The organism is Stenotrophomonas sp. I18B00994, assembly GCF_014145825.1.
Lineage (GTDB): Bacteria > Pseudomonadota > Gammaproteobacteria > Xanthomonadales > Xanthomonadaceae > Stenotrophomonas > Stenotrophomonas maltophilia.
Genome location: NZ_JACIUW010000002.1, coordinates 297,569 through 317,316, shown reverse-complemented (window position 1 = coordinate 317,316; position 19,748 = coordinate 297,569). Strand labels below are relative to the sequence as shown.

The 19,748-nt window shown below is 67.4% G+C and carries 20 protein-coding genes; 3 read left to right on the top strand and 17 right to left on the bottom strand.

Features of this window, described 5'->3' with window-relative positions; genetic code table 11:
* Positions 1–69: 69 nt before the first annotated feature.
* A complete protein-coding gene (locus H4O10_RS03420; RefSeq protein ID WP_012479551.1) occupies positions 70–966 on the bottom strand; it encodes a LysR family transcriptional regulator ArgP in 897 nt (298 codons plus the stop codon).
* 106 nt (positions 967–1,072) lie between these two features.
* On the opposite strand from H4O10_RS03420, the gene H4O10_RS03415 reads away from it, so the two are divergent.
* Complete coding sequence (locus H4O10_RS03415; RefSeq protein ID WP_033834501.1) at positions 1,073–1,687, top strand: LysE/ArgO family amino acid transporter; 615 nt, start codon at positions 1,073–1,075, stop codon at positions 1,685–1,687.
* Here H4O10_RS03415 and map read toward each other — a convergent pair.
* From map to H4O10_RS03340, 15 genes are all read right to left on the bottom strand, one after another.
* Positions 1,684–2,466, bottom strand: a complete 783-nt coding sequence (gene map / locus H4O10_RS03410; protein WP_176425428.1) for a type I methionyl aminopeptidase — start codon at positions 2,464–2,466, stop codon at positions 1,684–1,686. The genes H4O10_RS03415 and map overlap by 4 nt on opposite strands.
* Before the next feature lie 10 nt (positions 2,467–2,476).
* Positions 2,477–2,689: a ParD-like family protein gene (locus tag H4O10_RS03405; RefSeq protein ID WP_005412680.1), complete on the bottom strand. Its 213-nt coding sequence runs from the start codon at positions 2,687–2,689 to the stop codon at positions 2,477–2,479.
* A 67-nt stretch (positions 2,690–2,756) separates the two neighbouring features.
* Positions 2,757–3,116, bottom strand: a complete 360-nt coding sequence (locus tag H4O10_RS03400; protein ID WP_049452177.1) for a VOC family protein — start codon at positions 3,114–3,116, stop codon at positions 2,757–2,759.
* A gap of 207 nt (positions 3,117–3,323) precedes the next feature.
* Complete coding sequence (locus tag H4O10_RS03395; RefSeq protein WP_049404767.1) at positions 3,324–4,208, bottom strand: arginase family protein; 885 nt, start codon at positions 4,206–4,208, stop codon at positions 3,324–3,326.
* Between the two features lie 3 nt (positions 4,209–4,211).
* Complete coding sequence (locus H4O10_RS03390) at positions 4,212–5,276, bottom strand: GNAT family N-acetyltransferase (RefSeq protein ID WP_049452111.1); 1,065 nt, start codon at positions 5,274–5,276, stop codon at positions 4,212–4,214.
* 29 nt (positions 5,277–5,305) lie between these two features.
* Positions 5,306–6,706 carry an aminotransferase class III-fold pyridoxal phosphate-dependent enzyme gene (locus tag H4O10_RS03385; protein ID WP_049452110.1) on the bottom strand — a complete coding sequence of 467 codons (1,401 nt, stop codon included), beginning with the start codon at positions 6,704–6,706 and terminating at the stop codon, positions 5,306–5,308.
* Between the two features lie 63 nt (positions 6,707–6,769).
* Complete coding sequence (locus tag H4O10_RS03380) at positions 6,770–7,486, bottom strand: MtnX-like HAD-IB family phosphatase (RefSeq protein ID WP_005408664.1); 717 nt, start codon at positions 7,484–7,486, stop codon at positions 6,770–6,772.
* 174 nt (positions 7,487–7,660) lie between these two features.
* A complete protein-coding gene (locus H4O10_RS03375) occupies positions 7,661–8,863 on the bottom strand; it encodes a DegT/DnrJ/EryC1/StrS family aminotransferase (RefSeq protein ID WP_049452109.1) in 1,203 nt (400 codons plus the stop codon).
* A 10-nt stretch (positions 8,864–8,873) separates the two neighbouring features.
* Entirely contained in the window at positions 8,874–9,272 is a 399-nt protein-coding gene (locus H4O10_RS03370) for a DMT family transporter (RefSeq protein ID WP_005408666.1), read from the bottom strand.
* Positions 9,269–9,628, bottom strand: coding sequence for an EamA family transporter (locus tag H4O10_RS03365; RefSeq protein ID WP_049404774.1), 360 nt, complete (start codon positions 9,626–9,628; stop codon positions 9,269–9,271). Before H4O10_RS03365 ends, H4O10_RS03370 begins: the two co-directional genes overlap by 4 nt.
* A 1-nt stretch (position 9,629) precedes the next feature.
* Positions 9,630–10,466 carry an alpha/beta fold hydrolase gene (locus tag H4O10_RS03360; protein WP_049404776.1) on the bottom strand — a complete coding sequence of 279 codons (837 nt, stop codon included), beginning with the start codon at positions 10,464–10,466 and terminating at the stop codon, positions 9,630–9,632.
* Positions 10,467–10,545: 79 nt separating this feature from the next.
* Positions 10,546–11,925 (bottom strand): sensor histidine kinase, encoded by a 1,380-nt coding sequence (locus H4O10_RS03355; protein WP_049404778.1) that lies wholly within the window; start codon positions 11,923–11,925, stop codon positions 10,546–10,548.
* A complete protein-coding gene (locus tag H4O10_RS03350) occupies positions 11,922–12,605 on the bottom strand; it encodes a response regulator (protein ID WP_005408670.1) in 684 nt (227 codons plus the stop codon). The genes H4O10_RS03355 and H4O10_RS03350 overlap by 4 nt, the downstream gene beginning before the upstream one ends.
* A gap of 131 nt (positions 12,606–12,736) precedes the next feature.
* On the bottom strand, positions 12,737–13,864 hold the full coding sequence (locus tag H4O10_RS03345; protein WP_049452108.1) for a metallophosphoesterase: 1,128 nt from the start codon (positions 13,862–13,864) through the stop codon (positions 12,737–12,739).
* A gap of 73 nt (positions 13,865–13,937) precedes the next feature.
* Complete coding sequence (locus tag H4O10_RS03340) at positions 13,938–14,387, bottom strand: helix-turn-helix domain-containing protein (protein ID WP_005408672.1); 450 nt, start codon at positions 14,385–14,387, stop codon at positions 13,938–13,940.
* Positions 14,388–14,465: 78 nt separating this feature from the next.
* Between H4O10_RS03340 and H4O10_RS03335 the strand changes: the two genes are divergently transcribed.
* The gene (locus tag H4O10_RS03335) at positions 14,466–15,680 is read left to right on the top strand and encodes an MFS transporter (protein ID WP_049452107.1); all 1,215 of its coding nucleotides are present in this window, start codon (positions 14,466–14,468) and stop codon (positions 15,678–15,680) included.
* Positions 15,681–15,762: 82 nt separating this feature from the next.
* Here H4O10_RS03335 and H4O10_RS03330 read toward each other — a convergent pair whose 3' ends face one another.
* Positions 15,763–17,178, bottom strand: a complete 1,416-nt coding sequence (locus H4O10_RS03330) for a GGDEF domain-containing protein (RefSeq protein WP_049452114.1) — start codon at positions 17,176–17,178, stop codon at positions 15,763–15,765.
* A 287-nt stretch (positions 17,179–17,465) separates the two neighbouring features.
* Here H4O10_RS03330 and H4O10_RS03325 point away from each other — a divergent pair, with 287 nt between their 5' ends.
* Complete coding sequence (locus H4O10_RS03325; protein ID WP_049452113.1) at positions 17,466–19,715, top strand: TonB-dependent siderophore receptor; 2,250 nt, start codon at positions 17,466–17,468, stop codon at positions 19,713–19,715.
* The last annotated feature ends 33 nt before the right edge of the window (positions 19,716–19,748 follow it).

The window sequence follows — 19,748 nt, the reverse complement described above, 5'->3', positions numbered from 1 at the left end:
GTGGTAAAGAAGTGCGCAAACGGTAGTGCGCATGGTGTGAAGCCCGGGTCTGCGGTCATCGGTCTTTCCTCAACGAAGGGTGCCGCTGGCCGCAGTACGCAGCGCCTGGGTGATGTGCTGCAGCGTGCTTGAGCGCACGGCGGCATGCTGCCAGTACAACGGCACATCGAGCCAGCGGCGGGGTTCCAGTACCACCACGCGGCCGGCGCGCACAGCGGGCGCGGCCAGGGTTTCCGGGGCCAGGCCCCAGCCGAGTCCGCACGCGGCGGCTTCGACGAAACCGGTGGAGGAGGGCAGGTAGTGTAGCGGCGGCTGCAGCCGCGCGCGGGTCAGGCGACGCACGAAGCGCCACTGCAGTTCATCTTTGCGGTTGAACACCAGCATCGGCGCGCGTGCCAGTGCCGTGGCGTCCATGCCATCGCTGAAGTACTGGCGGGCGAAGCCGGGCGAAGCAATCGCTTGGTAGCGCATGGCGCCGAGCGGGTGCACGTTGCAGCCCTTCACCGGCTGGCTTTCGGCGGTGACCGCACCCAGCACGCTGCCGTCGCGCAGCAACCGCAGGGTGTGGTCCTGGTCGTCCATGCGCAGGTCGAACAGGTAACCATGGCGCTGGTGCAGGTCGGCGATGGCCGGCACGAACCACGTATCGAGCGAATCATCATTGACCGCCAGCGGGATCGGGGTGCGCGCAGCGTCGCTGCTGCCACGCTCGGGTAGCAGCTCGGCCAATGCCTCGGCCTCCAGCGCCTGCATCGGTCGCACCCGGCGCAGCAGCGCCTCACCGGCGGCGGTGGGGCGGCATGGCGCCTGGCGCACCACCAGCACCTGCCCGAGCCGGTCTTCCAGAGCCTTGATCCGCTGCGACAGTGCTGATGGGCTGATCGACAGGCGGCGTGCCGCAGCCTCGAAGCTGCCTTCCTCCAGCACCGCGGCAAACGCGGCCAGTTGCGGGTGTACCAGGTCCATGCCGGTGCCTCTTCAGTTTTCCTGCACAGGATAAAGAAAAATCAGTTTGTCTAAACAAGGCTGTTGGCCGCACCCTGCGCGTCCCCTTGTTGCCTGGCCTGTCCCGATGTGGATTGCCGCTACCGTCGCCGGCCTCTTCGCGGGCGCCGGCCTGATCATCGCCATCGGCGCACAGAATGCCTTCGTGCTGCGCCAGGGCCTGCAACAACGTCATGTGGGCAGGGTGGTGCTGGCCTGCGCCGGCGCGGATATCGCGTTGATCCTGGCCGGCGTGGGCGGCATGGGCGCGCTGGTGCTGCAGTGGCCGTTGCTGCTGCAGGTGCTGCGCATCGGTGGTGCGGTCTTCCTGCTCTGGTATGGCCTGCAGGCCGGGATGCGTGCGTGGCGCGGTGGCAGTGCACTGGCGGCGGGTGACGTGGACGGTGGCGATCGACGGCAGGTGCTGCTGACCTGTCTGGCCTTCACTCTGCTCAATCCGCACGTTTACCTGGATACGGTGGTGCTGCTGGGCAGCCTGTCCACGCGCTACCCGGGCGATCTGCGCTGGGCGTTTGCCGCCGGCGCCTGCGCAGCCAGCGTGATCTGGTTCTGTGCACTGGGCTATGGCGCGCGGCTGCTGCAGCCGGTATTCCGCAGGCCGTCTGCGTGGCGGGTGCTGGATGCAGGCGTGGCGATGTTCATGCTCTGCCTTGCCATGCTGTTGCTGTTGCGCCCGCTCTAGGCGGCATCCACCGCGCACAACGGTGTTTCGCCCGGGCGCAGGGTCAGCACGCGCACGCCGCTGCCGGTGACCGCCACGGTGTGTTCGAACTGCGCCGACAGCTTGCCGTCGCGGGTGTAGACCGGCCATTCGTCCGGCTGCTGGCGGATGGCCGGCTTGCCCTGGTTGAGCATCGGCTCGATGGTGAACACCATGCCTTCTTCCAGCACCATGCCGGTGTTGGGGTGGCCGTAGTGCAGGATCTGCGGTTCCTCGTGTATTTCCTGGCCGATGCCGTGGCCGCAGTATTCCTTCACCACGCTGTAGCCGTGGCTGCGCGCGTGGCGGGCGATGGCGTGGCCGATGTCACCCAGGCGTGCGCCCGGGCGCACCGCGGCGATGCCTTTCCACATCGCCTGGTAGGCGGCCTGCACCAGCCTGCGCGCGGCGTAGTCGACCTCACCGACCAGGTAGGTGGTGCTGGAGTCGGCGATGTAGCCGTTCTTCTCCAGGGTGATGTCGAGGTTGACGATCTGGCCGTTGCGCAGCACGTCGGTGGTGCTGGGAACGCCGTGGCAGATCACGTTGTCGATCGAGGTATTGAGCACGTAGGGAAAGCCGTACTGGCCCTTGCTGGCCGGCCGCGCCTGCAGTTCATCGACGATCATGCGTTCGACGAAATCGTTGACCTCCATCGTGCTGCGGCCCTGCAGCGGCAGCTGGTCGAGTGCGGCGAACACCTGGGCCAGCAGGCGACCCGATTCGGCCATCAGCGCGATCTCGTCGGGGCGCTTGATGATGCCCATCGGCTCAGACCTGGCCCGGGGGCAGCAGCGGCGGCTGCACACCGGCCGCGCGCAGCTCGCTGGCGACGATGTCCTGGAAGCTCAGCGTGGGGTTCAGCTCGCAGAGCATGCCGACCCGGATCCAGAAGTTGGCCTGGGCATTGATCGAGCGGCTGGAGACGGTGCAGGCACGGCGCAGCTGGTCGTGCAGGGTGTCATCGATGTTGACGATGCCCATGGGTGGCCTCGAAGTATGAATATACGAAGCGTATATGTTTCGTATATTCATCTCAAGCCTACGTCATTCAGTCCGTGTGGGTGGCGAAGCGCAGCCGGTTGCCATCCGGGTCGCGCAGCAGCATTTCGCGGCTGCCCCATTCGGTGTCATGCGGGGGCTGCTCGATTGGGACGTTGGCGGCACCGAAGGCGCGGTGCAGGCTGTCGACGTCGTCAACGATGAAGTACGCCGCGCCGCCGACCTCGCAGTCGCCGCTGTGTTCGGTAAGGAAGATCGTCTGGCCGTCGCGGGTGAGCTGGGCAAACAGTGGGAAGCCGGGTTCGAAGCGGTGTTCCCAGTCGACCACGAAGCCCAGCCCCTGCACGTAGAACGGCAGGGTGGTGTCGGCGTGGCGCATGCGCAGCTGCGGAATGACGGTCTGGGGCATGACGAGGGCTCCGGGACGGGAGTCCAGTGTAGTGCCGGCCGCTGGCCGGCATTGGTCCGGTAGATGCCAACCTTGGTTGGCATTGCCGGCCAGCGGCCGGCACTACCGAAGCCATGCCGGCCAACGGCTGGCACTACCGAAGCCATGCCGGCCAACGGCTGGCACTACCGAAGCCATGCCGGCCAGCGGCTGGCACGACCGGCGCGGTCAGCAGGCCGTCGGTACGGCGGCGATTGCCGCGAGCAGTTCGCGGTTCACCTGCTGGTGACGCGCCTGCCAAGCAGGAAGATCTTCGGCGCTGATGTCCGGTTGGCCATCCAGCGACGACAACCAGCGCTTGAAGCGACTCTGGTAGTTGGCCAGCGACACTTCCCCGGTGATGTCACTGCCGACCAGGCCGCCGGCACGCAGCGCCTCGATCACCACCAGTGCGTCTTCCAGCTGGAATCGGCCCTGGTCCCAGTTGCTGCGCGCGACGTCCTCGGCGAACACGTCCTTGTCGATCGACAGGTAGGCCGGCTGCGGCGACTTGGCCTGTTCGGCAGCGAACGCGGCCACCAGCGCTTCGGGGTGCTCGAAGCGGCGGAACGCGTGGCCCATGCCGAGGCGATGGCCCCAGCTGACATCCACGTCCATGCACCAGTACGTCAAGCGACCGCCCAGCAGCGGGCGCCAGTGGTTCTCCCAGGCATGGCCGAGGCCGATGTCGCTGGAGGTGATGCCGAGCACATGGGTGTGCGAGATCTGCGGCAGCTTGCTGGCGGCATTCACCCATGAGCCGCAATGCATGCCGAACGGAAAACGCATGTTGTCCGGATGGTTGTCCAGCACTACCAATTGGAACGGCGCCTGTGTGCGCATGCGGCGCAACAGCGGCAGGCTGAGATGATGGAAGTCGCCACTGCCCAGCATCACGGTGCCGAGCTGCGCGGGCAGCGGCGCCAGCACTTCGGCGGCGAAACGGTGCAGGGTGGCATTGCTGCAGGCGAAGCGCAGAGGGTCGTGCCACTGCGGCAGGGCCAGGGTCTGCGCTTGGGGCAGCGGCAGCACGCCACCGTCCAGGTCGAGGATCAACGGAGAACGCAACGGCATCGCTCAGCCGCCTCCATCAGGTTCGCCCTGCAGATGCGGCGCCAGCTTGCGCAGGGCAGCGCGCAGCAGCGGGGAACGGGCGTGGATCGCGTGCCGGGTGGAGGTGAAGCGGGCGCCCAGCTCGGCTTTGATCCGCGAGTCGGTCCAGCCGGCCACATAGTGGCTCAGGCCGTGCTGCAGCGCGTACTCAAGGTTGTGCATCCAGCTGACCGCGTACAGGTTGTGCTCGCGCGACTGCGGATAGGCCAGCCCGATGTACTTGTCCACCAGCTTTCCGGTGTGGATGTAGCACAGGTTCCAGCCGATCAGCTGCCCTTGGTGGCGATACAGGAACATCCGTCCCTGGCCCTGGTTGTCGGCCAGCAGATGCTGGAAGTAGGGCAGGTCGAGCTGGTCGAAATGCACCGCGCTCTGCGCATACACGCCCAGGTACAGCGCATACAGTTCGGCCTGCAGCTGCGGGTCGGCGAGGGCCGGATCACCGGTGGCGATGCAGTCGATCTGCAGGTCATCACGCGAACGGAGCTTGCGCCGGATGTTCTTGCGGCGCGAGGGCGACAGGCGGCCGAGGTAGCCATCGAGCGAATCGAAATCGATCGCCACCCAGGCAAGCGGCATGCCTTCCAGTTCAACGAAGCCGCGCGCCAGCAAGGCCTGCAGGAACGCCGCGCTGTGCGCATTGGCCGCGTCGTCCAGCAGCGGTGAATCGATGGCCAGGTCCTTGACCACCAGCAGCCGGGTATCGCCGATCGCGTGACGCGTCACGTCCTCGGCCAGCGCCTCCGGCGCCACGTGCGCCGGCAGCGGGGTGTACTCGGTGCTGGTGGCACCGACGAAGCGGGTCTTCCAGGTGATCCAAGGCCGCCACAGGCGCGACAGAGGCAGGCCGAGCAGCTTGCTGCGCAGCGCGTCGTCCATCGTGGTGATCAGGTCCAGCGGCGCACGGAACGTCGGCAGGCCGCTGGGAAGGCGGCCTGCCTCGAATCCGAGCGGCGGGTGGGCCAGGAAGCCCTCCAGCAGCGCGGCCGGTTCCAGCGCGGTGCTGGATGCGCGTGACGTCATCTCCATCGGCACGGGAACCGGCAGCCCATCCAGTCTCAGCCCTTGGCCTTGGTCAGCGCCTGGTCGAGCAGGGTGATCGCCAGGTCGATCTCTTCGTAGCTGATGTCCAGCGACGGCGCGAAGGTGATCACGTTCTTGTACCAGCCACCTACGTCGAGCACGAGGCCCATGCGCTTGCCGTCGTGCAGGAGGTCACCGGCCAGGCCGATGTCGACCATGCGGTCCAGCAGTTCCTTGTTCGGGGTGTAGCCGTCGGCCTGGCAGATTTCGGCGCGCAGGGCCAGGCCCAAGCCGTCGACGTCGCCGATTTCCGGGTGACGCTTCTGCAGGCCACGCAGGCCGTCGAGGAAGTATGCGCCCTTTTCCGGCACGGTGCGCTCGTAGTCCATTTCCTTGCCCAGCTTCAACACTTCCAGGCCCAGGCGGGTGCCCAGCGGGTTGGAGTTGAAGGTGGAGTGGGTGGAACCCGGCGGGAACACGGTCGGGTTGATCAGCTCTTCGCGTGCCCACAGGCCAGACAGCGGGTTCAGGCCGTTGGTCAGCGCCTTGCCGAACACCAGCACGTCCGGGGTCACGCCGAAGTGCTCGATCGACCACAGCTTGCCGGTACGCCAGAAGCCCATCTGGATTTCATCGACCACCATCAGGATGCCGTACTTGTCCAGCACGCGCTTGAGGGCGGTGAAGAAGTTGCGCGGCGGAATGACGTAGCCGCCGGTGCCCTGGATCGGCTCGACGTAGAACGCGGCGTACTCGGCCTGGCCGACCTTGGGGTCCCACACGCCGTTGTATTCGCTTTCGAACAGGCGCTCGAACTGCCACACGCAGTGGTCGGAATACTCGTCCGGGGTCATGCCCTTCGGGCGACGGAAGGGGTACGGGAACGGGATGAACATCGCGCGCTCGCCGAAGTGGCCGTAGCGGCGGCGGTAGCGGTAGCTGGAGGTGATCGACGAGGCACCCAGGGTGCGGCCGTGGTAGCCGCCTTCGAAGGCGAACATCAGGCTCTTGCCGCCGCGCGCGTTGCGAACGATCTTCAGCGAGTCTTCAATGGCCTGCGCGCCGCCGACATTGAAATGCACGCGACCGTCGAGGCCGAACTTTTCGTGCATGTCCACGGCAATGGTCTTGGCCAGCTGCACGCGGGTCGGATGCAGGTACTGGCTGGCGACCTGCGGCAGGGTGTCGATCTGGTCCTTCAGCGCGTCATTCAGGCGCTTGTTGCTGTAGCCGAAGTTGCAGGCCGAGTACCACATCTGCAGATCGAGGTAGGGCACGCCCGCACCGTCGAACATGTAGCTGCCTTCGCCGCGCTGGAAGATCTTCGGCGGGTCGACGTAGTGGACGGTATCGCCGAAGGAGCTGTAGCGGGCTTCGTCGGCCAGCAGCTGCGCGTCGGAGGCAGCGGCGTCGGCGTTCTTGTCAAAAATGTTCATGCAGTTCGGTTCCGTGAAGGACGTTCGAAAGGGGCGACGGGGGAGCGTGCTTGGAGGGAGTGCTCAGGCGGTGGCCAGCAGTGGGGGCAGTGCGGCGGGCTGCGGGCGGGCGTCGATGCGACGTGGCTGCAGCAGGCTGCCATCGAGCAGGCGCGGCAACAGTGCGACTGCATCGTGGAAGGTGTCGATGGCGGCATGCTCGATGCCGGCATTCGTGCAATGGGTAATCAGGCGGCGCTTGGCGAACACGAAGTCGGCGTCTTCGGACACGCAGAAATCCGAGCTGCCGTCACCGATCATCAGCACGCGCGGTGCTTCGTTGGCGCGCGCCTGCGCGGCGCAGGTGCACTTGCAGGTGCCACTGCGGCAGCCTTCGGCCTGGTAGGGCGACTCCAGTTCCCAATGGTCTTCGCACCAGCGCAGGTGGTTGGCCACCACCGGCAGCTGCGACAGGCCGTGGTTGGCCAGGATGCGGTGGATCGCATAGTCCAGGCCGTCACTGACGATCCGCAGCGGCAGGCCCAGCTGTTCGGCACGGCTGACAAAGGCGGCGAAGCCCGGATCGATCTGTACCTGGTCCAGATGGGCGTCGAGCGTGGCCGGGTCCAGTTTCAGCAGCCGCACCTGGCCCTGCATGCATTCACGCGAGCCGATCTTTCCCGCTTTCCACTGGTCTTCCAGTTCCTGCCAGCCCGGCTGGCCGTACTTTTCCAGCAGCGAGTCGATGACATCTTCGAGGCTGATGGTGCCGTCGAAGTCACACAGGATGCTCCAGTGCATGGGCAGGTCCGTCGATGAAAGAAACGCCCGGCCCGATGCCGGGGCAGGCTCAATGTAGGCAGGCCGCCTTTCTCGTTCCTTTCCTGTTGAAAGGCTCTTCTGACAGGCTGGGAAAACGTTCAGGAAGGTGCACGGATGAATGCGCGGAGGGCAGGCCACGCGTGCACGTTCGGGTCAGGCGCGGGCCAGGACCTGCAGTATTTCGGCAGTCTCTTCGCGGGTCTGCCAGGCGCTGTTGCCAAGGGTCAGCATGCGTGCGGCGAAGTCGCGTGCATTGGGCATGTCGTCCTGCGGCACGATGCCGCGCAGGTACGCGTAGCCGGGCAGGGCATGGATGAACATGCGGCTGGCGCCGAGACCACGTGGCCACAGGTCCTTCAGCACGGCATCGCGGGCGCGCTGGCTGGGCAGCAGCAGCATCAGCAGTGGCCAGGTGCCACCGCTGCCGGCGAGGCCGTCGACCACCTCAACGGCTGGCAGCTGTGCCAGCTGCACGCGCAGCTGCAACGCACGCAGGCGACCGGCCTGCAGGAACGCCGGCAAGCGCGACGCGGCACGCGCGCCGATGTTCTGCCGCCAGTGGCTGACCCGGTGCTGCGGTATATCAAGCGGGAAAATGTCACCGACCGCTTCTTCCAGATCGTCGCGTTGAAGCGCACTGCGCAATGGATTGCCATACACCAGCGACAGCAGCGAAGGGCGATAGCAGGCAGCAAGGCCGATCAACTGCACGCTGCGCAGCAGCTCCCAGCGCAGGCTGGGGCGAACGTGCTGGACGGCATGTTCGGCCAGCCCGGCACGCAGTTCGTCGTCACGGCTGACCAGCAGGCCGCCTTCATGCAGGCTCAGGCCCTTGCCAGCAGCCAGGCTGAAGAATCCGATATCGCCACGCAGGCCGACACTGCTGTTGCCGACCCGTGCGCCGAGTGCCTGTGCGGCGTCCTCGATCACCCAGGCGCCGGCGTTGCGGGCGACTTCGCAGGCCAGTTCGACATCGGCGATGCGCCCGCCCAGGTGGGTCGGCAGGATCGCCAGCGTGCGCGCATCGGCCAGACGCCTGAGCTGGCCGGGATCAAAGTCGAAGTGACCACGACGGGTATCGCACAGTTGCACGCGCAGGCCCAGGCTGTGCACCGCGATCGGCACCAGCGGGCAGGTATAGGCCGGCATGATCACGGTGTCGCGCCTTGGCGCGCGCTTGCGCAGCGTACGCAGCGCGATCAGCAGCGCGTGCGTGCCGGAACAGGTCAGCTGCAGTGGCGGTGTGGCGAGCTGGCTGGCCAGGACTTCGCGCAGGTCGCCACCACCGGGCAGGAAATCGCTGGCCTGAATCGGCAGGCCAGCGGTAGGTGGCAGTTCGCGCGCGAACAGGCTCATCGCAGCCCGCTCACGACGCGCTTTCGGCGGGACTGTGCGGGTCGTCCGCTTCAGCGCGGCCGAGGCAGACGATGCCGGCCACGATCAGTACCGCACCTAACAGATGGTGCAGGGTCAGCGGCTCGTTCAACAGCCACGCCGACAGCAGCAGCACGCTGATCACTTCCAGGTGCGAGGCGGCAAACGCGGGGCCGATCGGCGCATGGCGCAGCAGGCTCATCCAGGTGAAGAACGCGCCCACGTAGCCGAGGATGGCGCCGTACACCCACGGCTGCGACAGCACGCGCAGCAGCCAGGCGGTGTTGGCCTCGACCGGCAGCGCGGCGTCACCGGCGTACTTGAAGCACAGCTGGGCCAGCGTGTCGAAGGCCATCAGCAGCGGGAAACCGATCACATACAGGCGCCTCATGAGCCGGCCCCCACCACCGCCACGCCCGCGGTGACCAGCAGCATGCCGGCCACCCGCAGCGGCGTGAGCTTCTCGCGGAACAGGAAACGACCGGCGATCATCAACGCAACGATGTTGATCGAGCCCAGCAGCACGCCCTCGGACAGCGGCACCAGCGACAGGAACGCAATCCAGGCCACGAACTCGAGCACGTAGCAGGCGATGCCGATCCACAGCCAAGGGCGGCTGAGCATGTATTTCCAGCGTTGCAGACCTTCACCTTCCTGCGGATCGCTGGCGGCGGCCTTGAAGGCGAGCTGGCCACCGGTATCGAGTACCACATTGGCCAGCCACAGCAGGGTGGCGAGTGCCCCCATCTCAGGCCACCGCCTTGAGCACGCCCGTGCGTTCACCGATCTCGGTGAAAAAGCGCGCGCTGCGACGGATCACATCGCGGCGCTCGCGATCGATGGTGATCATGTGGTAGCTGTCTTCCAGCACCACCAGTTCCTTCGGGCCGCTGACCCGCGACATCACCAGCTCAGCGTTGCCCATGCTGGCCACATCGTCTTCGCGGGCGTGCATCACCAGGCACGGTGCGATGACCTGGTGCAGGTGGCGGCGGGTCCAGTTGCTCAGCGCACGCATCTCGGCCAGCGCATGCCAGGGGTTGCCCGGCAGGCCGGCAGCCGCGCTGTCGCCGGACAGCATTGCGGCGCTGACCTGCGCGCGCAGGCGCTCGTCGCGCAGGCCGTACGGCGGTTCTTCCATGAACATGCGGTCGCGGCCGATGTTGAAGCGCTTGAACCACGGCAGCAGGAACGAGAAGCGGGCCACGGCGGGAATGTTCCAGCCGTCGTAACGGAAAGTGGCGCCGTACACGCCCACGCCGGACACCCACTCCGGGCGACGTGCCGCCAACGCCAGCGAGAGTACCGCGCCCATCGACAGGCCACCCACGAACAGCTGGTCGACCTTGCCGCGCAGGGCGGCCGCCGCATCTTCCACGCCCTGGTACCACTGTTCCCAGGTGGTCGCCAGCAGGTCATCCACGGTGCCGCAATGGCCGGGCAGTTGCACGCCGTGGACGGTGAAGCCGGCATTGTTCAGCCCCTTGCCCAGCATGCGCATTTCCGCCGGGGTGCCGGTCAGGCCATGGACCAGCAGCACGCCCTGGGGGCCACCGGGGAGGAAGAAGTCGTGCGATTCGGTCACCTGGCGGCTCCGGGACGGCAGTGGGGATGGCAGGATCGCAAGCGCGATTTTCACCAGCCTTTCAGCGCGCCGGGCCGGGTCAGGGGGCCTTCAGCAGCGGCAGCGTGATGGCGACCTTGAGCCCCCCGCCCGGGCGGTTGAGGAAGCTCAGGCGGCCGCCGAAGTGCTCTACCGCCTCGTGCGCGATGGCCAGGCCGAGGCCGGTGCCGCTGGCAGCGGTGCCCGGCGCCCGGAAGAAGCGCTCGCCCAGCCGTGGCATCACGTCGTCGGGCACGCCGGGGCCGTTGTCTTCCACATAGAGTTCGACATCATTGTCGTCCAGCGCATGCACGCCCACCGTGACGGTGGCATTGCGGCCGGCATAACGCAGGGCGTTGTCGATCAGGTTGTCCAGGGCCTCCTGCAGCATGGCGCCGTTGCCGAGCACACGCAGCGGATGGGGGCTGCCGCGGTAGCCGAGGTCGATGCCATCGCGGATCGCTTCCGGCACGCGCATGCCAACCCACTGCGGCACCAGCTCGCCCAGGTCCAGTGCTTCCACGGTATCGGGCACGGTCTGCGCCCGGCTCAGCGCCAGCAGCTGGGTGCTGACCCGGGCAGTGCGCTGGTTGAGCCGGCGGATGTGCTGCAGCGCCTCGCGCACCGTATCGGGATCACCGTGTGCCAGAGCTTGGTCCACGTGCAGGGCCATGCCCGCCAGCGGCGAACGCAGCTGGTGCGCGGCATCGGCAATGAAGCGGTTCTGCAGGGTGATCATTTCCGCCTGGCGGGCAAACAGATCGTCGATGGTGCTGATCAGTGGCTGGATCTCTTCCGGTACGTCGGCATCGGAAATCGGTGCCAGTTCGCCACGGCGCTGCGCCAGGCGGGTCCTCAGTGGCGTGAGGATGCGCAGGCCGTAGGTCACGCCGAACCAGACCAGCGCTGCGGTGCCCAGCGCCAGCATGGTCATCAGCGGGATGATGATCATCAGGATCTCGCGCGCGCGCTGTCGGCGGTCGGCCATGCTCTCGGCCACGGTCACCGCCAGCTGGTCCTGCGGATCGTTCATCGCCTGCGTGCAGACCGTGGCCATGCGCACCTGCTGGCCATTGAGGTTGCCGTCGTACAGGGCCGGATGCACGCCGGTGCAGTCCTGCGAAGGGGCATACGGGCTGAAGTCGGCATTGCCGCTGAGCGTCCCCATGCGGCTGCTGTCGACGTTGAAGTAGCGATGGCCGTCGGGGTCGTACTCGATCAGGAAGCGCGCCTGCGGCGACAGGTCGCTGGTCACCGGCATGGTGCTCAGCATCTGCGCGAACGAATGCGTGTCGTCGATCAGGTTGCGGTCGTGGATGCGGTTGGAATAGTCCAGCGCAACGTAATAGGCCAGGATCGTGTTGAAGGTGAGCAGACCCAGCATCGGCAGCGCCAGGAAGGCGAGCAGGCGCCGGCGCAGGCTGGGCGGTCCACTGATCACGGGGTGCTGTCGTCCTGCGCGTCTTCCAGCATGTAGCCCAGCCCGCGCACGGTGCGGATGCCCATGCCGCCGGGCTGCAGCTTGCGGCGCAGGCGGTGCAGGGCGATGTCCAGGCCGTTGTCGGTCAGGTCCTGGCCCCAGTCGCACAGCGCTTCCACCAACTGCGCGCGTGACACGATGCGCTCGGCGCGCACTGCCAGTGCCGACAGCAGGCCGAACTCGCGTGCGGTCAGTTCCAGCGACTGGTCGTCGATCCACACCCGATGCCCGGCCAGGTCGATGCGAAGGCGGCCGATGCGCAGGTCCGGGTTGCCATTGCTGGTGACCCGGCGCAGCTGGGCGCGCACGCGCGCTTCGAACTCGTCCAGCGCGAACGGCTTGACCAGGTAGTCATCGGCACCCAGGTCGAGCACACGCACGCGCTCGGCCAGGCCGTCACGGGCGGTCACCACCAGCACTGCGAGGCCATCACCGCGCTGGCGCAGGCGCTGCAGCACGTCGCGGCCATCCAGCTGCGGCAGCCCCAGGTCCAGCACCAGCAGCGCGTACTGCGTCGAGCCCAATGCAGCATCGGCGTGCGCACCGTTGTCGACGTGGTCGACCACGTGCCCCTGCCGGCGCAGCGAGGCGCACAGGCCGGAGGCGATATCCGGGTCGTCTTCAGCAATCAGAACGCGCATGCGCGGGGCTCCTGTAACGGTCAGGCCCACCGGATGGACGGGGTGGGCCTCTCGGCTGCCGAGGGTAGCCGCAAACCGGCTGCAGGTGGAGCGCGTCGGCACCTCCCGGCACCGTCGCGCTGTCCCTCCATTCAGTCCTGCAGGCCCGGCTCACCGAGCGCCAGCGGCACCCGCGAACCATCCAGCAGGCCACGGCTGAGCTTGCCACCCTCGATGAACAGCAGTTCGCCGTTCTCGCCGTTCTTGATGCTGCTGTCGATGGCGATCACGCGGTCGCCGTGGAAGCTGCTGACGTGCGGCATCGAGGTATGGCCAACCACGATGCGCTTGAGCTGCAGGCGGTCGAGCACAGCCTGCACACCCGCGGTGTCGAGGCGGCCATCGAAATAGCCGCGGTACCAGATCGGGCTGGTCTTGCCGTCGTACAGCGGTGCGGTGGCCGGGTCGGCCTTCACTTCGGCCTTGGGCAGGCCCAGCGAGGCCTGATAGGCCGCGTTGGTGCGTGCCGGGTCCAGCGCCAGCTGCACCGCCTCGGGCGAGATGCCGCCGTGCAGGAACAGGCTATCGCCGATCTTCAGCAGCACCGGGCGGGTGCGCAGCCACTGGCCGATTACCGAGTCGGCGCCATACAGCTGCGGGTAGCTGCGACCGAGCAGCTGGGCGCCGCGCAGGTATTTCGGGTTGACGTAGCGCAGGTCGTCGTACAGCACCATGGTCTCGTGGTTGCCGAGCACGAAGTGCACCGCGCCGCCGGCGGCGGCCGCCTGCTGCTGCAGGCCATACAGCAGCCAGAAGGCTTCGGTTACCTGCGGGCCGCGGTCGAACACATCGCCGGCGATGACCAGGGTGTCCTTGCCCAGCGCCCAGCGGTCCTGTGCGTCGATGACCTGGTGGGCACGCAGCAGGCGCACCAGCAGCCCGTACTGGCCGTGGATGTCGGACAGCGCCACGATGCGCGGCACGGCCGGCAGCACGGAGACCGAAGGCGCATTCGGGGCGGCCACGTGCACGCTGTGTTCGTAGCCACAACGCGGGGCGATGTCGGCGCCTGCGGCCTGCGTGGCAAGTGTGTGCGACTCGACCTTGTCGTCGCAGATCCAACTGGCCTGCAGCTGGTTGCCCTGGCGGAACACATAGGGGCCATCGGCCTGCACGTGGTCGGCGGGCGCGGCAACCTCACGGGCCTGCGTGGTTGCTGTGGCGCAGGCCAGCAGCGGCAACAGCAGGGCGGTCAGCAGGGAAGGGCGACAGCGCGACATCGGCGGCATCCAGCGGCGGAAAGATCCGATGCTAACCGGCGCGGGCGTCCGTCGGTGTGCGCGAATGGGCGGATCAGGTGTCGCGCCCGTCGTCCTTGAGCTTGCGCACACGGGTGGCAGTGGGCTGAAGCGGCTGGCCATCGCGCCCGCGCGGCTGCATGTAGGGCAGCGGCCGCCGCGTCGCCAATTCGATCAGCTGCGAATGGGCTTCGCCTGCACCGAAGCGATGGCGCTCCCCCCACTGGCGCAGTGCGACCAGCAGCGGGAACAGTTCCAGGCCTGCGGCGGTGAGCACGTACTCTTGGTAGGCCGATCCATCGGAGGCTGGCTGCAGCTGCAGGATGCCGGCCTCGACCAGCCGGCGCAGGCGGTCGCTGAGGATGTTGCGCGCCGCGCCGAGGCTGCGCTGGAAATCACCGAAGCGGGTGATGCCGTCGAAGGCGTCGCGGATCACCAGCAATGCCCAGCGGTCACCGAGCAGGTCGGCACTGCGGGCTACAGGGCAGGGGCTGTCGGCGTGCATGCTGGGTATCTCCGAATGTGGTTGCAGTTTAAAACCAATGGCGATAGCCTGCATCTGGTTTCAAATTGCAACCATATGATGAGTGCCACATCGCTTCCCCGCCCGCTGCTGGTCCTGCTTGCGGCTGCCGCCGGCGCCAGCGTCGCCAACGTCTACTACGCGCAGCCGCTGCTGGATCAGCTTGCACGCGCCTTTGCGATGGACCGGGCCGTGGCCGGCGCAGTGCTGGCTGCAACCCAGGCCGGCAGCGTGCTGGCGTTGCTTGGCCTGCTGCCGCTGGCGGACCGCGGCGACCGGCGACGCCTGCTGCGGCTGCAGTTGATCGCGCTGGTGCTGGCCCTGTTGTGGCTGGCGGCGTCACGCACGGCGAGCTGGCTGTTGTCGGGCATGCTGCTGGCAGGCCTGCTGGGCACCGCGCTGACCCAGGGCCTGATTGCCTATACCGCCATGCTGGCACGGCCCGAGCAGCGCGGTCGCGTGGTCGGTGTGGTGCAGGGCGGCGTGTTCATCGGCCTGCTGCTGGCGCGCGTGGTGTCCGGTACGGTGGCGGCGGCCTTTGGCTGGCAGAGGGTCTACCTGCTGTCAGCGGTGGTGATGGCAGCGTTGGCGGCGCTGCTGTGGCGGCGCCTGCCCGCAGTACCGGTGCCGTCGGTCCCTCCACGCTGGCGCGAGCTGCTGGGCTCGATGCTGGGCATGCTGCGCCGCGATCGAACGCTGCGCGAGCGCGGGCCGCTGGCATTGCTGCTGTTTGCCGGCCTCAATGTGTTCTGGGCGGCGGCACCCTTGCCGCTGTCGGCACCGCCGCTGCACTGGTCGACCGCAACCATCGGCGCGCTCGGCCTGGCCGGCGTGGTCGGTGCGCTGATGGCGGCGCGGGTCGGACACTGGATGGACCGTGGTTTCGCGCATCGGGTCAGCCTCGGCGCGCTGTTGTTGATGCTGGTCGCGTGGTGGCCGCTGCTGGGCCTGCCGCATTCGCTGTCCTTGCTGTTGCTGGGTGTGGTCGTGCTCGACCTGGGCGGCCAGGCACTGCATGTCTCGAACCAGGCATCGTTGCTGCGTGCACCGGCAGAACAGCATGGGCGCCTGGTGGCGTTGTACATGCTGTTCTATGCGGTGGGCAGCGGTGCGGGAGCGGCGGCGGGGCCCTGGATGCAGGTGCGGCATGGCTGGCCCGCTGTGTGCCTGCTGGGGGCTGGCATCGCGTTGCTGGCGCTGCTGTGGTGGGCAGCGTGGCGGGTGGGGGCGTTCAATGCATCGGCTGGCGCGCGAACCGGTAGAGTCGACTGTTAGTCGACTGCTCTTCGTTCCGACGGCGAAAAATCCCGCGCTGCGCGCGATAGTCGACCAGCGGTCGACTCTACCTGTCCTGCCGTCATCGCTGCAGTGCACGCCGCCCCGGGGCTTCCTGCAGGTCCGCTCTGGCGACCACCACGCGGTTGCGGCCGCTGCGCTTGGCCTCGTACATCGCCGCGTCGGCACGTGCCATCAGCCGTTCGTAGTCCGGGTGGCCGTCATGGCCGGCCACGCCGATGCTGGCGGTCAGCTCCAGCACCTGGCCGTTGGCCAATGCCACCGGCGACTGCGCGATCTGCCGGCGCAGGCTCTCGGCGATCACGGTCGCCTGTGATTCGCTGGCCGCCACCAGCACCACCACGAATTCTTCGCCGCCATAGCGGAACAGGTAGTCGCTGCCACGCGTGAGCTGGCCGAGCAGGCCGGCCACGTGCTGCAACGCACGGTCGCCGGCATCGTGGCCATGGCCGTCGTTGATTGCCTTGAAATGATCCAGGTCGAGCAGCAGCAGCGAGAACGGTGTGCGGTTGCGCGTGGCCAGCTCGATTTCCCGGCGCAGCACGGTGGGCAGGAAGCGACGGTTGAGCAGGTTGGTCAGCGCGTCGCTGCCGGCATCCAGTTCGCCGATGCGCTCGAACAGCAGCGTCATCAGGGTGCGGATGGCGGCCAGGTCCTCGCGGATGGCCGGCAGCACCGCCAGTCGCTGCGCCGGAGCATCGCCACTGGCGCGCTGCAGGTGGCCGTCAATGCGGGCCATCAACTGGCCCACCTGCTGCGTTTCGCTGCTTTCGCCGAAGCTGGGGATGCCCTTGTGGGTGAACCACAGGCCGAAGTCCGAGGTGGCCAGGCTGGCGTTGTCGCTGGCCTGCACGTGGCCGGCGAGGGCATAGAGCAGGGCGTTCTCCCAGTCCAGCAGCAATGCGCGCTGGCGCTCGCGTTCGGTACCGACGTTCTGTACCAGCGAGAACAGCCGGTAGGCGGCGTCGGCACGGGTGGAGCGCTCGCGCGCATGGGTGTAGGCCAGGGTCATGCCTTCCATGGCGATGTCCATGATCGCGCTGAGGCAGGCGATGGCGGCGAACGCGGTCGCGCTGTCGGGCGCGTCGTCGCGCAGGCGCACGAACAGCTCGTGCTTGAGCACGCGCGCACCGCGGGTGACCAGGTCGACCGGGATGCCGACCCGTGCGTGTACGTCGCCGATCACCCGCTGCGAGGCGACCGTGGTGGCGATGCCAGCGGCGTCGGTGGTCAGCAGCTGTACCAGCCAGCGCTGCATGGCCGGCTGCAGGCGCTGCTTGACCTGGTCGTGGGACAGGAAGCGGCGTGCGCGCCCGTCCTGCAGCAGCACTTCGTAAAAGCGCTGGGCCAGCGCGGGTGGGGCATCGGAGGCAGCGGCCTTGAGCAGCGCGGTGGCGGCAGGGCCGGCCTGTAGCAGGCATTGCTGCCAGGCCTCGGCCAGCGGCTGGCTGGCATCGTCCAGTTGGGGTGGTTCCACGTCGATCTCTGACTGCGTACGGCAAACCACGGGTATCGGCCGCGGCGGCATACGGTTGATGGCGGGGTAGCCGGCCAGTTTACGCGCGGTGCAGGCTTGCACGGTGCGCAAAGCACATCGACGCCGCTGCGGCAATGAGTGAACGCATTTGAGAATCACTCGCATTGATGGGAGAATGCGCGCACGGAGCGGACTGCAGGTGCCTGCAGGACGGCTCCGCCTCCCCCCTCGTCGTTGCCTCAAGCCCTTTGCCAGAGGCCCCGCAGCCCTGCCAGAAGGTCCTGATCATGTCTCCTGCCGTTGTCCATTCGCCGCGCCCGCTGGCGCTTGCCGTTGCCGCTCTGCTGGCCGGCAGCGCCCTGACCGCCCAGGCCGAAACCGACGCCACCGATATCGACACGGTGCACGTTACCGCCTCGCAGATCGCGCGCCAGGCACTGGGTACCTCGACCATCACCGCCGAGGATATCGCCCGGCGCCCGCCAGCCAACGACATCGCCGAGCTGTTGCGGACCATGCCGGGCGTCAACCTGACCGGCAACAGCGCCTCGGGCCAGTACGGCAACAACCGCCAGATCGACCTGCGTGGCATGGGCCCGGAAAACACCCTGATCCTGGTCGATGGCAAGCGCATCGGCGCACGCGATGCCGTGCGCATGGGGCGCAGCGGCGAGCGCAATACCCGCGGTGACACCAACTGGGTGCCGGCGGAAATGATCGAGCGCATCGAAGTGCTGCGCGGCCCGGCGGCGGCACGCTATGGCTCCGGTGCCTCCGGCGGCGTGGTCAACATCATCACCAAGCGCCCGACCGGCGACCTGACCGGTGCGGTGGACCTGTATGGGCTGGTGCCCGAACACAGCGCCGAAGGTGGCAGCGAACGCGTCGGCCTGCAGCTGAGTGGGCCGATGACCGACACCCTGTCGTTCCGCCTGTACGGCAATCTCAACAAGACCGACGCGGACTCGCTGGAGCTCAACCGCCAGTACGCTACCAACCCCAACGCGGTGCCGCCGGCCGGCCGCGAGGGTGTCAAGAACCGCGATGTCAACGCGCTGCTGCGCTGGGACGTGACCGCCAACCAGGTGGTGGAGTTCGAAGCCGGCACCAGCCGCCAGGGCAACATCTACGCTGGTGATCGCGCGGTCAGCACCACCGGTACCTCGACCGGCGTTGACCTGGCGGCACTGGCCGAGGGCGAAGCGGAGACCAACCGCATGTACCGCAACACCGGCGCGATCACCCATCGTGGCCGCTGGGGCGACGTGACCTCGCGGGTGACAGCTGCGGTGGAGGCGGTGAACAACTCACGCATCAACGAAGGCCTGGCCGGTGGCCCGGAAGGCAGCTTCAACGGCACCGACTGGTCGACCTCGCGACTGCGCAACTACCAGCTGGACGGCGAAGTGAGCTTCCCGACCACGCTGGGTGGTGCCGAGAACATCTGGACGCTTGGCTTTGAATACCTGGACAGCCGCCTGACCGACCCGTACTCGATGAGCCAGTCCAGCAGCAGCGGCGGCGGCATCCCGGGGCTGTCGGCCGATCGTGCGCGGGGCAAGGCCGATGCGCAGACCACCGCCGTGTTCGTCGAAGACAACATCTACCTGGGTGAGCGCTGGATCGTTACCCCGGGCCTGCGCTTCGACCACCACAGCCAGTTCGGCAACAACACCAGCCCCAGCCTCAACGCGCAGTTCCGCATCAACGGCGACTGGGTGGTGAAGGGCGGCATCGCCCGGGCGTTCAAGGCGCCGAACCTGTACCAGTCGAATCCGGACTATCTGTATTACACCCGTGGCAATGGCTGCCCGAATGCACTGCCGAGCCTTGGCGCCGGCTGCTACATGCGCGGCAATGCGGACCTGAAGGCGGAAACCAGCCTGAACAAGGAACTCGGCATCGAGTGGGCACCGCAGAGCGGCTGGCAGGCCTCGTTGACGTACTTCCATAACGACTACAAGGACAAGATCCAGGCCGGCTACACCCAGATCGGCCTGACTGCCGACACCAGGGGCCGCATCTTCCGCTGGGAGAACGCGCCGAAGGCGATCGTGCAGGGGCTGGAAGGCAACCTGGTGATCCCGCTGCTGGGCGAGCAGGGCAACCGCCTGAAGTGGAGCAACAACTTCACCTACATGGTGGAGAACGAGAACAAGCGCACCGGCCAGCCGCTGTCGGTGATTCCGAAGTACACCGTCAACACGATGCTGGACTGGCAGGCCACCGACAAGCTGTCGCTGCTGCTGACCGGCACGTTCTACGGCAAGCAGAAGCCGGCCACCACCAACATCAACAATGATCCGCGCTGCACCGGCACCTGCGACCCATCGATCGCACTGCAGGATCGCGGTGCGTACAACATCTGGGGCGTGAGCGCGCGCTACAAGGTGACCGAGACGGTCAGCTTCGGCTTCGGCGTGAACAACCTGGCCGACAAGCGCCTGTTCCGCGAGGCCAACAGCAGCGATGCCGGCGCGGCGACCTACAACGAGCCGGGCCGCGCGTACTGGGCCAGCCTGCGCTTCGGGTTCTGACCCGATGAGGCCTGCGCCGGGGCGTTCCCCGGC

Excerpts from the sequence above, each read along its gene's own strand:
- H4O10_RS03420 (WP_012479551.1), bottom strand. The coding sequence starts at position 966 with ATGGACCTGGTACACCCGCAACTGGCCGCGTTTGCCGCGGTGCTGGAG.
- H4O10_RS03415 (WP_033834501.1), top strand. The coding sequence starts at position 1,073 with ATGTGGATTGCCGCTACCGTCGCCGGCCTCTTCGCGGGCGCCGGCCTG.
- H4O10_RS03405 (WP_005412680.1), bottom strand. The coding sequence starts at position 2,689 with ATGGGCATCGTCAACATCGATGACACCCTGCACGACCAGCTGCGCCGT.
- H4O10_RS03400 (WP_049452177.1), bottom strand. The coding sequence starts at position 3,116 with ATGCCCCAGACCGTCATTCCGCAGCTGCGCATGCGCCACGCCGACACC.
- H4O10_RS03395 (WP_049404767.1), bottom strand. The coding sequence starts at position 4,208 with ATGCCGTTGCGTTCTCCGTTGATCCTCGACCTGGACGGTGGCGTGCTG.
- H4O10_RS03390 (WP_049452111.1), bottom strand. The coding sequence starts at position 5,276 with ATGGAGATGACGTCACGCGCATCCAGCACCGCGCTGGAACCGGCCGCG.
- H4O10_RS03385 (WP_049452110.1), bottom strand. The coding sequence starts at position 6,706 with ATGAACATTTTTGACAAGAACGCCGACGCCGCTGCCTCCGACGCGCAG.
- H4O10_RS03380 (WP_005408664.1), bottom strand. The coding sequence starts at position 7,486 with ATGCACTGGAGCATCCTGTGTGACTTCGACGGCACCATCAGCCTCGAA.
- H4O10_RS03375 (WP_049452109.1), bottom strand. The coding sequence starts at position 8,863 with ATGAGCCTGTTCGCGCGCGAACTGCCACCTACCGCTGGCCTGCCGATT.
- H4O10_RS03370 (WP_005408666.1), bottom strand. The coding sequence starts at position 9,272 with ATGAGGCGCCTGTATGTGATCGGTTTCCCGCTGCTGATGGCCTTCGAC.
- H4O10_RS03365 (WP_049404774.1), bottom strand. The coding sequence starts at position 9,628 with ATGGGGGCACTCGCCACCCTGCTGTGGCTGGCCAATGTGGTACTCGAT.
- H4O10_RS03350 (WP_005408670.1), bottom strand. The coding sequence starts at position 12,605 with ATGCGCGTTCTGATTGCTGAAGACGACCCGGATATCGCCTCCGGCCTG.
- H4O10_RS03345 (WP_049452108.1), bottom strand. The coding sequence starts at position 13,864 with ATGTCGCGCTGTCGCCCTTCCCTGCTGACCGCCCTGCTGTTGCCGCTG.
- H4O10_RS03340 (WP_005408672.1), bottom strand. The coding sequence starts at position 14,387 with ATGCACGCCGACAGCCCCTGCCCTGTAGCCCGCAGTGCCGACCTGCTC.
- H4O10_RS03335 (WP_049452107.1), top strand. The coding sequence starts at position 14,466 with ATGAGTGCCACATCGCTTCCCCGCCCGCTGCTGGTCCTGCTTGCGGCT.
- H4O10_RS03325 (WP_049452113.1), top strand. The coding sequence starts at position 17,466 with ATGTCTCCTGCCGTTGTCCATTCGCCGCGCCCGCTGGCGCTTGCCGTT.